The sequence below is a fragment of the Limnobaculum eriocheiris genome (assembly GCF_021010575.1).
Classification (GTDB): Bacteria; Pseudomonadota; Gammaproteobacteria; order Enterobacterales; family Enterobacteriaceae; genus Limnobaculum; species Limnobaculum eriocheiris.
The window spans coordinates 36,787-49,651 of sequence record NZ_JAJNAG010000025.1 but is presented as its reverse complement, the minus strand read 5'-3'; the positions used below and the strand labels follow the sequence as shown (position 1 = coordinate 49,651).

Below are 12,865 nucleotides of genomic sequence, written 5' to 3'. Positions count from 1 at the left end.
GGAAAAACTTCTGACATACTTGGTAAACAGGCATAGAGGTGATCTCATTGAATTGATAGCACAATCAGTAGATCACAAAACTCTATGCCTGTCTTTTTTTACCTGCTCATTACTGGGGATTCCTCAGGGAATAGGCGGGATCTTCTGTACGTCTTTTGGTGCCGGTAACGGCGCGTTGATCTTCATCATCTGACGAACACCACCGGCATCACATACCCCACCACCGGCTTTACCCATATTGCCGGTCAGCAATGCCAGATAGAATTGCCCTGCCGCCACATAAGTACCAAATTCGGTACGCTGTGCGCCGGACATGTTCTGTACGATCATTGATGGTTTATTACTGGCGTACTCTCTTGCCAGACGAAGTACCGTTGCCGCAGGAACGTCGGTTTCGGCTTCAACTTTAGCCAAATTCCACTGTTGTGATTCGGTACGGATCAGTTCAAATACCGTGGTATATTCAGCATCAGCGGGTAATTCCGCTTTGGTAAGTGCAGGTACAATACCCGGCGCATCATGACGAACCATACTCTTGGTTAATGTGTCATACACCAGATAGCTTTCCGCATCATCCGGCTTTTCCCGCAGCTGTTTTTTCCGGGCATCAACCAGATAGACGGCACCAGTATGTTGACGTAAAAAATCAACGTCATACAGTTGCTCATCCATGATGATTTTTATCATCCCCAGCGCCAGCGCTGTATCGGTACCCGGTATAATAGGGATCCACTCATCCGCTTTGGCGGCCGTTTCATTAAAGCGCGGGTCAATTACCACTAAGCGAGCGCCATTGGCCTGGGCTTTAATATACTCTTTAAAATAGGCCTGCATGGTGACCGCCGGGTTATTTCCCCAGCAAAGAATATAGCGGCTATCAGCGATGGTATCGCGCATATCCGCATAGCGTAGCCCTACCATTGGCATCATGGCAGCGGTTACCGCTGAACAACACAGAGAGCCCGCCTGTTTGGTTGAACCACCCAAATAGTCGAAAAAGGCCTTCCCCATGTCGTTTTTGATGGAGTCCATATTGCCCGCATGGGTAGAAATCAACATTCCTTTATTGCCATGGGTGGCAATGGTGTCGCGAATGTTTTTCTCAATCAGATCCAATGCCTCATCCCATGAGATTGGCTTAAATTTACCTTCCCCTTTTTCACCTACCCGAAGCAGCGGCGTTTTGACCCGCTGTTTATGGTAGACCCACTTAGTACGGCTCATTCCTCGTAGACAGCACTTCACGTTAAAATCTTTACTGGCTTCAATCTTTTTCAGCTCACCCTGATAGACATAGGCCGTTAAATTACAGTGTAAACACTCCATCGCGCAGGTGGAGCGAAAAGTCTGATAATCGCTGAGCTTTAAGCGAACTCTTGGTAATGGTTTTTTATCTTCACTCGCCAGTGAAAACGCACAAGGCGAGATACTGGCAAGGCCAATTACCCCCAATCCTTTTAGTTTTAGTAAGGTTCGACGATTCAGTCTGATATCCGATATGTTTTTCATGATGTTTCCGCCACATCTTATGTTTTATGCTCACTTCTCCTCACATTTACCCGTCTTTCATCTAACTAGTACACAAAAGACACCATAAGTTAACCATGGTTAACTTATGGTGTACTGATCAAGATCAACTTACCTCTTTATGCTTAATCAACATTAGGAGTAGCAAAACACCACTATGGTCGTTTAAATCAGCGTTATCGGGGTTATTCTGGTCAGACTGGCTAAAAAAAGGTAAACTCTCCGACTGTTTTTCTATTCGTACTGTTTGTTGAGGCTTATTTCGGATGTCAGATACTCAGGGTATAAACTCTGTAGAGATAGCAATTACTATTCTGGAAACACTTGCTGAACACGATAAACCAGCCAGAGCAATAGATATTGCGCGCCTGTCCGGGCTGTCAAAAAGTCGATTGCATAAATATCTGGTGTCATTAAGCCGATGTAATATGATTTATCAGGATCCGGAAACCAGCCTCTACTCTCTTGGTAATAAGCTATCCGTATTGGGTGCCGTGGCGCAAAAGCAAAATGGTACGTTAACGGCTATCAATAATGCGTTATCGCAACTTAGAGATAAGCTCAATATCTCTACGGGCCTTGCCATTCAGAAAGGTAATTCAATTAATCTGGTTCAGTACAATCGCAGCAATAAAAATATTGAAATTGATTATAAAGATAATACCCCCATTCCACTGACCAACAGTGCCGCAGGAAAAATCTTTTTAACTTACGACGAAAGCTATAAGTTCGAAAAAATCTTAAGCGAAGAAGAGCGGCAACAAATCATCCAGTCAGGTTATTCCATTCGTTTAACAGAAACCGAAGGTATTCCCGGCGCCCGGGCGATATCTTGCCCTATATTTAGTTCATCAGGGCGTCTGATTGGCGCTGCGGTTATGATGGGTTTTTTGCCTGATACACAGAAAGAGTTACATCCTTTAGCCCTTCAACTCATCTCTACAATACAAGATATAACGCTATAATGATTAAAGATTAATTAGCCGACTGATGAAGGGTATAACCAGAGAATAACTCCTGAAATTCTCATATTCATCAGCAGACAGTCGCAATTATTGATATTAATCGGGCTTTAATAACCGAATAATTCAGCCTTAAGAACAAAACCAGAATAAAGTACTGGCAATCTATTTCAAAATACTATAAACCAATGGGTGCAGCAATTAGCACCTTAAGATACAATAGGCGGTTGATTGATTAACTACTAATTCTCAGGATATTTAATGATTACTCTTCATACCAACCATGGTGATATCGCTATTAAGCTTTTCACTAAAGAAGCGCCAGTTACTGCACAAAATTTTTTAGATTATTGCCGTAACGGTTTCTATGACGGAACCCTTTTTCATCGCGTAATCAATGGATTTATGATTCAGGGCGGCGGTTATACCTCCGGTATGGATGAGAAAAACACCAACGACAGCATTAAAAACGAAGCCAACAACGGCCTGAAAAATACCCGTGGTACTCTGGCGATGGCTCGTACTGCTGCGCCTCACTCTGCAACAGCACAATTCTTTATTAACCTGGTGGATAATGACTTCCTGAATTTCCGTTCAGAAAGCGGTGACGGCTGGGGATACTGCGTATTTGCTGAAGTGGTTGAAGGGATGGATGTGGTTGATAAAATCAAAACCGTGAAAACTAAACGCTCTGGTATGCATCAGGACGTTCCGGTTGAAGATGTGATCATCAATAGCGTCACCGTTGACGAAGAATAATCATCATCAATGACCACATTATTCATCGCCGATCTTCACCTCAGTGACCATGAGCCGACCATTACCGCCGGTTTTCTCGCCTTTTTGCAAAGAGAGGCCGTTCATGCAGATGCCCTCTATATTTTAGGGGATCTGTTCGAGTTCTGGATCGGTGATGATGACCCCAATGAGTTACATGATAACATCGCGAATGCACTGTCCCAACTGCATGATAAGGGAGTTCCCTGCTACTTTATTCATGGCAACCGCGACTTCCTTATCGGTAAAAATTTCGCCAAACGCAGTAAAATGGTGTTACTGCCGGAAGAGTCTGTTATCGATGTTTATGGTCAGAAAATGCTGATTATGCACGGCGATACCCTGTGTATTGACGATCCTGGCTATCTGCGTTTTCGCCGTTATATTCATAATACTATTATTCAGAAAATCTTCTTGTCGCTGCCGCTGTTTTTACGCCAGAAAATCGCCGGAAAACTACGCCGCCAAAGTAAAAGAAGTAACCGAACTAAATCCTCACTGATGATGGACGTCAATCCACTGGCGGTGATTAAAGCTCTCAAAGATCATCAAGTGATACATATGATACATGGTCATACCCATCGACCTGCCATTCACGATATGACCATTGGCAGGCGCCTGTCTCAGCGTGTCGTGCTGGGTGCCTGGCATGATAATGGCTCGGTATTACGTATCGATCCCGGCGATAAAATTGATTTGGCAAGCTTTCCGCTCTGACTTTCAAAACCCGCTTTACCTGCCATCTTGTTGCTGATTTTTCCGCAATAATTATGAAAAATCACACTACGCAAACGTTTTCCTTACTAACAAGCCGTGGTATCCTCTACGCCCTCATAGCATGAGTATCAACATATTGTCGCACTTTGGTTGATAACCGTATGTTGTAGCGTTATGTTTTACCCTAAGATTTCAATTACTGCCTGCACAAACACAGGAGCGTCACACCTATGCCAGCCAATGCTGCCAAGGCCAAAATTGCGATTGTTATGGGGTCCAAAAGTGACTGGGCTACCATGCAATTTGCCGCCGATATTCTGACCGCGTTAAACATCCCTTTTCATACCGAAGTGGTCTCTGCGCACCGCACACCAGATAAGCTATTCAGTTTTGCCGAGCAAGCACAAAACAATGGGTTTGATGTGATTATTGCAGGTGCTGGCGGTGCAGCGCATTTGCCGGGAATGCTGGCGGCTAAAACCCTGGTGCCCGTACTTGGTGTTCCGGTACAAAGTGCAGCCCTGAGCGGCATCGATAGCCTGTACTCTATCGTTCAGATGCCTCGCGGTATTCCTGTGGGTACACTGGCCATTGGCAAAGCCGGTGCAGCCAATGCCGCCCTGCTGGCCGCTCAGATACTGGCTCTGCACAATGAGCCCATCGCCACTCGTCTGGCAGAATGGCGGCGCAAACAAACCGATGAAGTGCTGGGTAATCCCGATCCGAGGGAGCCGGCATGAAACCCGTTTGTGTATTAGGTAATGGCCAGTTAGGTCGAATGCTGCGTCAGGCGGGAGAGCCTTTGGGTATTGCCGTCTATCCCGTGGGGCTGGATGCAGAACCTGAAGCCGTTCCTTATCAGCATGCGGTGATTACCGCCGAAATTGAGCGCTGGCCCGAGACGCCGTTAACTCAGGTACTGGCAAACCACCGTAGTTTTGTTAATCGGGATATCTTCCCGCTGTTGGCCGACCGTCTGACGCAAAAACAATTGTTGGATAAACTCAATCTGGCAACCTCCCCCTGGCAATCACTCAATGCAGCCACCGAATGGCCTGTTATCTTCAGCCGTCTCGGTTCACTGGCGATTGTTAAGCGCCGGGTTGGCGGTTACGACGGTCGTGGTCAGTGGCGGGTAAAACCCGGTGATGAGCAACATTTGCCCGATGAAATATATGGTGAGTGCATTGTTGAGCAAGGTATCTACTTTAGCGGTGAAGTTTCGCTGGTTGGTGCCCGCAATCACCAGGGTGAATGCGTTTTCTATCCGTTGACTCACAATCTGCATGAAGAAGGGATTTTACGCGCCAGTGTTGCATTGCCGAAGCCCGATACTCACTTACAGCAACAGGCAGAAAAGATGCTTAGCGCGATCCTCAATGAATTAAAATACGTTGGGGTGATGGCGATGGAGTGTTTTGTTGTTGGCGATAATCTGCTGATCAATGAGCTGGCGCCCCGTGTTCATAACAGCGGGCACTGGACACAAAACGGTGCCTCAGTCAGCCAGTTTGAGCTTCATTTGAGGGCGATTCTTGACCTGCCAATGCCGCGGCCGGATGTCGCTACGCCATCGGTGATGGTTAATTTAATTGGTTCTCGGGTCAATCCACAGTGGTTATCACTGCCGTTGGTTCATCTGCACTGGTATGACAAAGAAGTGCGGGAAGGCAGAAAGGTTGGACATTTAAACCTGAATCACCCTGACCGGATGGTACTCAGGCAGACATTATCGCAACTAAAACCTATGATGGATGAGGTCTACTGGTCAGGTATTGATTGGGCTTTAAATAAATTAAGCTAATCAGAACGGCTTAACAGAAGGTTTCGTTCACTTGAGAACGAAACCTTCTGAGCCATCAGAAATCGCTACTCCTGATAGTGTCGATATAGCGCCTTTCCTTTCAACAGGCTTACCCCTAACCATCCACCGCATAACGATAACAGCACAGCGCACAGCGGCGGAAGCACTATCCACATCAGGTAGTTTGGCTGCCATGGGAAATCAAACACCTTATACTGCAACCACCACAGAGAAACTTCTGCACCGATAGCGGCGGTAATACCTGCTGCCAGTCCCAGTAAAGCAAACTCGTTCCACAGCGTGCGCCGCAGCAGGCGTTTTCCGGCTCCCAGAGTCCGATATACCACCAACTCCTGTCGTCGTTGACGCATACCTACCTGTACCTGAGCTAACAACAGCAGAACACCGCAAACCACCACCAATACCACCATTGCCTCCAGCGCCTGAGCTACCTGCTGGAATACGGTAGAGATCTGTTTAAGAATGCTGCCAATATCCATCAGGCTTAAGGTTGGGAACTGACGATTTAACTGAACCAGCGCCGGTCCTTCCTGCTGGTAACGGAAACTGGTTAAATAGGTTTGCGGTAAACTGTCCAGCGCCCCTTCCGGAAAAATAAAGTAGAAGTTAGGCTTCAGACTCTCCCAGTCGACCCGTCGCAGGCTGGAGATCGTAGCGTTAAACGTTTGGGTATCACCGCTAAACGTCAGCTTATCACCAATCTTCAGATTTAAACGCCCGGCTAAACCTTCATCAATGGACACTTCACCGGTTTTTGGCGGCCAGCTTCCTTCGGTAATCTCATTGGGCGATGGTTTGCTAATCGCCAGCCAAGTCAGATTCAGCTCACGATTAACCGCTTCACCACCCGGATCGTCTTCTTTCACCAGCTTTGTGGCTTCCTGCTGATTTATTTGAGTCAATCGCACCCGCACAATCGGATAAAACTCACCCGGTGCAATTTGATGACTAGTAAAGAACTGTTCCAGCTCCGGCAGTTGCTGTTTGGTCATATTCATCACAAAGTAGTTAGGACTACCCGGCGGAATCTGCTGCTGCCAGCGCTCCAGCAATTCTCCCCGCAGCATAAACAGCAGAGCCAGTAACATAAATGAGAATGAAAAAGCCGAAAGCTGACTGGTTGTTATCCAGGGCTGGCGCAATAAGCGGTTAACCGCCAGACGCAATGCCAGACTCTTCAGCGTAATGCGCCGTAACAGCAATAAGCTGCACCAACCAAAAGCGCCCAGCAGCAAGGAGAGTACCAGAATACCAAACAGCGCTCCCCACCACATAGGGTTAAACCCAACCAGCGCCGCCAGTAGTAACACAACAACAACGCTGATAATGGGGAGATAGAACTTCAGCGGCCAGACATTGCTCACCACATCTTCACGCAGTACCCGTAAAGGCCGGGTTGCCAGTAATTGCTTATAGGGGCGTAACCCAACAATTACCGAAATAAACACTAATGTGCCCAGGCTCCATAACCATGGCCACAGGCCTGCCGCCGGTAATGCTTTCGGCAGAACCGGTGCCAGCAGCACCATTAATCCTTTTTCAAACAGCAAACCTATTGAACAGCCTACAACGGCAGCCAAAAACAGCACCGATAACCATTGTCCAATCACCAATTTACGCAGTGACTGTCGCCCTGCTCCCAGGGTTTTCAGTACGGCGATCAGGTTATAACGGCTACGACAATAGTGGCTCATCGAAACCGCTACCGCGGCAACAGACAATAACAGGGTTAAAATAGCCGACAATAACAGGAAGTTTTGTGCCCGCTGTAGCGACTTACCAACGGCAGTTCCTGACTGTTCCATCCCAAACCAGCGCTGATCGGGGCGAAGCTGAGGCGCAATAAAATCACCAAAGCGGTTAAGATCCTGCTCTGCACCAGCAAACAGATAGCGATAGGTTAAACGACTGCCCGGCTGAACCGCGCCGGTTTTCTCAATATCCGCATAGTTCATTAAAATACGCGGTGCCGTCTGGAACGGATTAAACCCCGAGTCCGGCTCCTGGCGGATCTCTCCCGCAATACGGAAAGTGGCATCCCCCACTTCCAGCATCTCTCCCGGATGTGCATTCAACAGTGCTAACAGGCGCGGAGCAACTAAAACGCTACCCACTTCCGGGCGCAGATTATCCGGGAAAGTTTCTAATTTACCGTATAGCGGATAGTTCAGATCCACCGCTTTAACCGATGACAGCAAAGGCACATCGTTCGCGTAAGCCATGGTCATAAATGAAAGCTGACGGCTTACGCTGAGTCCGTTCTGCTCTGCCTGCTGCAACCACTCCGTTGAGATAGGGCGGCTGGCGGTTAACACCCGATCCGCAGCGATAAAATCACGGCTCTGCTGGCTTAATCCCTTTTCCATGCGATCGCTGATGCTGCCCAGCGCCAGTACACAGGCTACCGCCAGCGTCAGAGAGAACCACACAATCAGCAGCGAGGGGGAACGCCACTCCCGCCAAAACCAGCGCCAAATCATGACTCCTCCCACAGCTTACCGTCGCGTAAACGCAGCCTGCGCTGGCAACGTGCCGCCAGCGTTTCATCATGGGTAACCAGCACCAGCGTGGTGGCATAATCACGATTCAGAGAAAACAACAGGTCGGCAATTTTTATTCCCGTCTGGCGGTCAAGATTTCCCGTAGGTTCATCAGCAAACAAAATTTTAGGGCGACCAATAAAAGCGCGCGCAATCGCCACTCGCTGCTGTTCACCGCCGGAAAGTTGCGCTGGTAAATGGCTAATACGCTGGCCTAACCCAAGCTGCTCTAACAGTCGAACCGCCTGCTCTTTGCTGCTGCGTTCGTTATCTCCCCGCAACAGGGCCGGTAACTGGACATTTTCCAGCGCCGTCAGGGTTGGCACCAGCATAAAAGATTGAAACACAAAACCCACATTTTGAGCACGCAGTGCGGCTCTGGCCTCTTCATCTAACCCAGGCAATGACTCTCCTAAGAGCTTGATATCCCCATCACTGCCGTCATCCAGACCAGCGAGAATACCCAACAATGTCGATTTACCTGAACCTGACTCGCCAATTAGTGCTATTGTTTCAGCAGATTTGACAACTAACTCAACTCCGGTAAGGATGTTGAGCTTATGCTCTCCTTCACCAACAAATTTATTTAAATGATGAACTTCAAGAACATTATTCTCAGGCATATCCCGATCCTTTTATTACTGGGATTGTCATCAATACGTATCGCCGCTGCGGATACGCTACTTATTCTGGGCGACAGTTTAAGCGCCGGTTATCAGCTTCCAATCCAACAGGCCTGGGCCACACAGTTGGGTGAACGCTGGAAATTGAATCCTAAAGCCCCTGAGGTGATTAATGCCAGTATCAGTGGTGATACCGCGGCACAAGGGCTATCCCGTTTGCCGGAACTGCTAAAAACGCATCAACCGCGCTGGGTTCTGATTGAACTGGGCGCAAATGATGGTTTACGAGGTTTTCCGACGGCCGATATTGAACGGGATTTAACACATATTATTACATTAGTGAAACAAGCTAATGCACAGCCGCTGTTAATGCAAATACGTATCAGCCCAAACTATGGTCGTCGTTATACCGAAGCTTTTACAGCAATTTACCCTAAATTAGCACGGCAATATCAAATTCCATTACTTCCTTTCTTCATGGAAAAAATCGCCATTAAGCCTGAATTGATGCAGCCTGACGGCCTGCACCCTACTGCCAAAGCACAGCCGGAAATTGCTGATTTTATGGAGCAAATCCTGGCTCCTTATGTTGGCCTTGATGCTGAGAAACAGGCGAAATAAGCCCGATTACGGAGAATGTAAAGTTATGCAAAAGGCGATTTTAATTACCGGCTGTTCCAGCGGCATAGGATTAGTGACCGCAACAGATCTTAAACAGCGCGGTTACCGGGTGATTGCTACCTGCCGAAAAGCAGAAGATATAGCGATGCTTCAACAAAAAGGCTTTGAGGTCGTCAGGCTGGATTTGGATGACAGCGAAAGTATTCAACAGGCGGCAGCCGAAGTCTTAGCCATGACCGGGGGAAAACTCTATGCGCTGTTCAATAATGGGGGATATGGCGTCTATGGACGATTGAATACTATCTCCCGCCGCCAGTTTGAACAGCAGTTTTCCACCAATCTGTTTGGTGCTCATGAGTTAACCCAGCGTCTTCTGCCGTCAATGTTAGAGCAGGGAGAAGGCCGTATTATTCAAACCAGTTCAGTAATGGGGATCATCTCCACCCCGGGCCGTGGGCTGTATGCTGCCAGTAAGTATGCGCTGGAGGCCTGGTCCGATGCGCTACGACTGGAGCTAAATGGTAGTGGTATTCAGGTTAGCCTGATTGAACCTGGCCCTATTAGTACAGCCTTTAGCGACAATGTTAGCCAAACCCGGAGCGATAGCCCGGTAAAAAATCCACCGGTGGCAAAACGCTTTACCCTGCCGCCAGAAGCGCTGATTCCTATCTTACGTCATGCATTGGAAAGCCCGCGTGCAAAAATCCGCTATCGGGTTACGTTAGTGACAAAAGTGATGGCAATATGCAAGCGTCTGTTGCCCGATCGCTTAATGGATAAGATTTTAGCAAATAAAGGTTAATCACGCTTGAAGCGCACAATAATGCCCACATATATTGACTAAATAACGCTTACAAGAAGAATCGAATAAAGAGAATCTATTATGACCACTAATGCCATCATTGACGTCAACGAGTCTAATTTTCAGCACGTGTTAGAACAGTCAGCCCAGGCTCCGGTACTATTCTATTTCTGGTCTCCCCGCAGTCAACATTGCGAGCTGTTAGACCCAGTTCTGGAAAAATTAGCGGCTGAATATGCCGGTAAGTTTACGCTGGCAAAAATTGACTGTGATACTCAGCCGATGATTGCAGGTCAGTTTGGTATTCGGGCCATTCCTACCGTTTATCTGTTTAGAGATGGCCAGCCTGCCGATGGGTTTCAGGGGCCACAGCCGGAAGAGGCTATTCGTGAACTGTTAAACCGTTTTCTACCGAAAGAAGAAGAGCTGAAAGCCGCTGAAGCCGATGAGCTAATGCGCGAAGGGAAATATATTGATGCGTTGCCATTACTGAAAGACGCCTGGCAGTTAAGCAATCAACGCAGCGATATTGGCCTGATGCTGGCGGAAACGCAGATTGCGCTAAACCGCAGTGATGATGCACAAAGTGTTCTGGCAACCATTCCACTTCAGGATCGTGATACTCGCTATCAGGGTCTGGTGGCACAAATCGAGCTCCTTAAACAGGCAGCGGATACCCCGGAAATTCAACAGCTCCAGCAGCAGGTTGAAGCCCAGCCGGATAATGCCGAACTGGCGGTTCAGTTAGCCTTACAATTACATACCGTTGGGCGCAATGAAGAAGCATTAACGCTGCTGATGAAACACCTGACCCATTCACTGGATGCGGCGAACGGTAGCGCGAAGAAAACCATGCTGGATATTCTGGCAGCGCTGGGGACCGGTGATGCGCTGGCGGCGAAGTTTAGACGTCGGTTGTATTCGTTGTTGTATTGATATTGGATACTGATTTAATTGCGTTTTAATTAGCTTTCGTGGGTATTCCGGCCGTAGCAGCAAAATACTTATATAGACTTCGTGCCCGGCCGGTAAACAATCAATACTCAACTTCAGAGTGTGTTGGGCCTGGCCGGGCTGGGGGCAGTTATGAAACACCTTATGGTGTTTCACGCAAGCGCTGTTCAAACAGGTAAAGCTTGTTTGTCCGGCAGCTAAAGCTGCTACAACCCCAACGGCGGCCTCTCCCAATGATTAGCCTTTAAAACCAGATCGCTACACTAAAACCATTTATATAAATTTATCACTCCAACGGCTTACCGGCTTTTTCCGGGATCAGGAATAGTGTGGCGAGGATATCCAGCACGTATAGTGAGGCCAGTAGTGCGATAGCTGTCTGGAAGGAGTAAAGGGAGACTATTAATCCCACTACCAACGGCCCCAGTCCGCCGATGCCGCGTCCGATGTTGAACAAGACGTTTTGTGCGGTTGCTCTGGCTTCAGTTGGGTAGACTTCGGAAATCAGTGCACCATATCCCCCCATCATACCGTTGACAAACATTCCCATAACGGCACCACCAATCAACAGGCTAAACGGATCCGTTAGTTGTGAATAGGCTAATACCATCAGCGCTGCACCAACCTGATAGATAAGAAAGATCGGACGACGACCGTAACGGTCAGCCAGTTGACCAAATAACCAGATACCGAAAGCCATGCCCACAACGGTTACCGCTGTCCACATAGCCGATTTCGTTAAGGAGTAGCCAAACTGCTGGCTCAAGTAGGATGGCATCCAAATCATAATGCCGTAATAACCAAAGTTTTGTACTGAGGTAAGAATTGAGATACCAATACTGGCTTTGATGGTTTCACCATCGGAGATCAGCGCTTTAAACGGGTTTCCTTTACGTTTTTCTTTTCGTTTTTTAACAAAGATCTCGGGTTCGCCTATATAGTGACGAATCACGAAAGAAGCCAGTGCGGGAACCACGCCAATGGCGAACATACCGCGCCAGCCAATAACCGGTAACAACAGCGGTGTTAACAGTGCGGCAGCCAGAACACCGACCTGCCATCCAATGCCGACATATGAAGACATACGTGCCCGTTCATTGGGGCGGCATGCTTCTGCGGCCAGTGCCATACCGATTCCAAACTCACCGCCCAGGCCAATACCGGCAATGGTGCGATAAATCAGCAAATCCCAGTAACCTTGTGCCAGCGCGCACATACCGGTAAAACCGGCAAACAGAACAATTGACCAGGTAAGCACTTTTACCCGGCCGTAATAATCACTTAATACACCAAATACCAGACCGCCAATTACCGCGCCGATTAGCGTCCAGGTGACCAGCGATCCCGCCTCACTGGTGGTTAACCCCAATCCCAGAGCTACTGCATTGAGAATAAAACCAAGAATCAGTAAATCAAATCCATCCATCGCATAACCGACGGTAGAGGCGATAACAGCTTTATAGGCATACTTTCTTCTTTTTGCCTCTTCGACAACCGGCACTTTTTGGTTTTCCGTC

The 12,865-nt window shown here is 48.0% G+C and carries 11 protein-coding genes and 1 pseudogene; 8 read left to right on the top strand and 4 right to left on the bottom strand.

Features of this window, described 5'->3' with window-relative positions; translation table 11 throughout:
- Positions 1–126: 126 nt before the first annotated feature.
- Positions 127–1,509 (bottom strand): annotated as a pseudogene (locus LPW36_RS11580) (molybdopterin-containing oxidoreductase family protein); the annotation flags it as partial.
- Between the two features lie 284 nt (positions 1,510–1,793).
- Here LPW36_RS11580 and LPW36_RS11575 point away from each other — a divergent pair.
- The 5 genes from LPW36_RS11575 (at position 1,794) to purK (ending at position 5,787) form a co-directional block, all read left to right on the top strand.
- Complete coding sequence (locus tag LPW36_RS11575) at positions 1,794–2,492, top strand: IclR family transcriptional regulator (protein WP_230609797.1); 699 nt, start codon at positions 1,794–1,796, stop codon at positions 2,490–2,492.
- Between the two features lie 258 nt (positions 2,493–2,750).
- Complete coding sequence (gene ppiB / locus LPW36_RS11570; RefSeq protein WP_230609796.1) at positions 2,751–3,248, top strand: peptidylprolyl isomerase B; 498 nt, start codon at positions 2,751–2,753, stop codon at positions 3,246–3,248.
- Positions 3,249–3,257: 9 nt separating this feature from the next.
- A complete protein-coding gene (gene lpxH, locus LPW36_RS11565; protein WP_230609795.1) occupies positions 3,258–3,983 on the top strand; it encodes a UDP-2,3-diacylglucosamine diphosphatase in 726 nt (241 codons plus the stop codon).
- A gap of 230 nt (positions 3,984–4,213) precedes the next feature.
- Complete coding sequence (gene purE, locus LPW36_RS11560; RefSeq protein ID WP_230609794.1) at positions 4,214–4,723, top strand: 5-(carboxyamino)imidazole ribonucleotide mutase; 510 nt, start codon at positions 4,214–4,216, stop codon at positions 4,721–4,723.
- On the top strand, positions 4,720–5,787 hold the full coding sequence (purK, locus tag LPW36_RS11555; RefSeq protein WP_230609793.1) for a 5-(carboxyamino)imidazole ribonucleotide synthase: 1,068 nt from the start codon (positions 4,720–4,722) through the stop codon (positions 5,785–5,787). Before purE ends, purK begins: the two co-directional genes overlap by 4 nt.
- Before the next feature lie 65 nt (positions 5,788–5,852).
- On the opposite strand, the gene ybbP is transcribed toward purK, so the two are convergent.
- Positions 5,853–8,288, bottom strand: coding sequence for a putative ABC transporter permease subunit YbbP (gene ybbP, locus LPW36_RS11550; protein ID WP_230609792.1), 2,436 nt, complete (start codon positions 8,286–8,288; stop codon positions 5,853–5,855).
- Positions 8,285–8,971 (bottom strand): putative ABC transporter ATP-binding protein YbbA, encoded by a 687-nt coding sequence (gene ybbA, locus LPW36_RS11545; RefSeq protein ID WP_230609791.1) that lies wholly within the window; start codon positions 8,969–8,971, stop codon positions 8,285–8,287. Before ybbA ends, ybbP begins: the two co-directional genes overlap by 4 nt.
- Between ybbA and tesA the strand changes: the two genes are divergently transcribed.
- From tesA to LPW36_RS11530, 3 genes are all read left to right on the top strand, one after another.
- A complete protein-coding gene (gene tesA, locus LPW36_RS11540; RefSeq protein ID WP_230609802.1) occupies positions 8,942–9,592 on the top strand; it encodes a multifunctional acyl-CoA thioesterase I/protease I/lysophospholipase L1 in 651 nt (216 codons plus the stop codon). The genes ybbA and tesA overlap by 30 nt on opposite strands.
- A 25-nt stretch (positions 9,593–9,617) precedes the next feature.
- The gene (locus tag LPW36_RS11535) at positions 9,618–10,394 is read left to right on the top strand and encodes an SDR family oxidoreductase (protein ID WP_230609790.1); all 777 of its coding nucleotides are present in this window, start codon (positions 9,618–9,620) and stop codon (positions 10,392–10,394) included.
- 81 nt (positions 10,395–10,475) lie between these two features.
- The gene (locus LPW36_RS11530) at positions 10,476–11,330 is read left to right on the top strand and encodes a co-chaperone YbbN (protein ID WP_230609789.1); all 855 of its coding nucleotides are present in this window, start codon (positions 10,476–10,478) and stop codon (positions 11,328–11,330) included.
- A 304-nt stretch (positions 11,331–11,634) separates the two neighbouring features.
- Here the strand turns inward: LPW36_RS11530 and LPW36_RS11525 are convergent, their stop codons facing one another.
- Positions 11,635–12,849 carry an MFS transporter gene (locus LPW36_RS11525; protein WP_230609801.1) on the bottom strand — a complete coding sequence of 405 codons (1,215 nt, stop codon included), beginning with the start codon at positions 12,847–12,849 and terminating at the stop codon, positions 11,635–11,637.
- Positions 12,850–12,865: the final 16 nt, after the last annotated feature.

What these genes read in the sequence shown, in the direction of transcription:
- lpxH (WP_230609795.1), top strand. Translation starts at nt 3,258, where the DNA reads ATGACCACATTATTCATCGCCGATCTTCACCTCAGTGACCATGAGCCG.
- tesA (WP_230609802.1), top strand. Translation starts at nt 8,942, where the DNA reads ATGAACTTCAAGAACATTATTCTCAGGCATATCCCGATCCTTTTATTA.
- purK (WP_230609793.1), top strand. Translation starts at nt 4,720, where the DNA reads ATGAAACCCGTTTGTGTATTAGGTAATGGCCAGTTAGGTCGAATGCTG.
- LPW36_RS11575 (WP_230609797.1), top strand. Translation starts at nt 1,794, where the DNA reads ATGTCAGATACTCAGGGTATAAACTCTGTAGAGATAGCAATTACTATT.
- purE (WP_230609794.1), top strand. Translation starts at nt 4,214, where the DNA reads ATGCCAGCCAATGCTGCCAAGGCCAAAATTGCGATTGTTATGGGGTCC.
- LPW36_RS11535 (WP_230609790.1), top strand. Translation starts at nt 9,618, where the DNA reads ATGCAAAAGGCGATTTTAATTACCGGCTGTTCCAGCGGCATAGGATTA.
- ppiB (WP_230609796.1), top strand. Translation starts at nt 2,751, where the DNA reads ATGATTACTCTTCATACCAACCATGGTGATATCGCTATTAAGCTTTTC.
- ybbA (WP_230609791.1), bottom strand. Translation starts at nt 8,971, where the DNA reads ATGCCTGAGAATAATGTTCTTGAAGTTCATCATTTAAATAAATTTGTT.
- LPW36_RS11530 (WP_230609789.1), top strand. Translation starts at nt 10,476, where the DNA reads ATGACCACTAATGCCATCATTGACGTCAACGAGTCTAATTTTCAGCAC.
- ybbP (WP_230609792.1), bottom strand. Translation starts at nt 8,288, where the DNA reads ATGATTTGGCGCTGGTTTTGGCGGGAGTGGCGTTCCCCCTCGCTGCTG.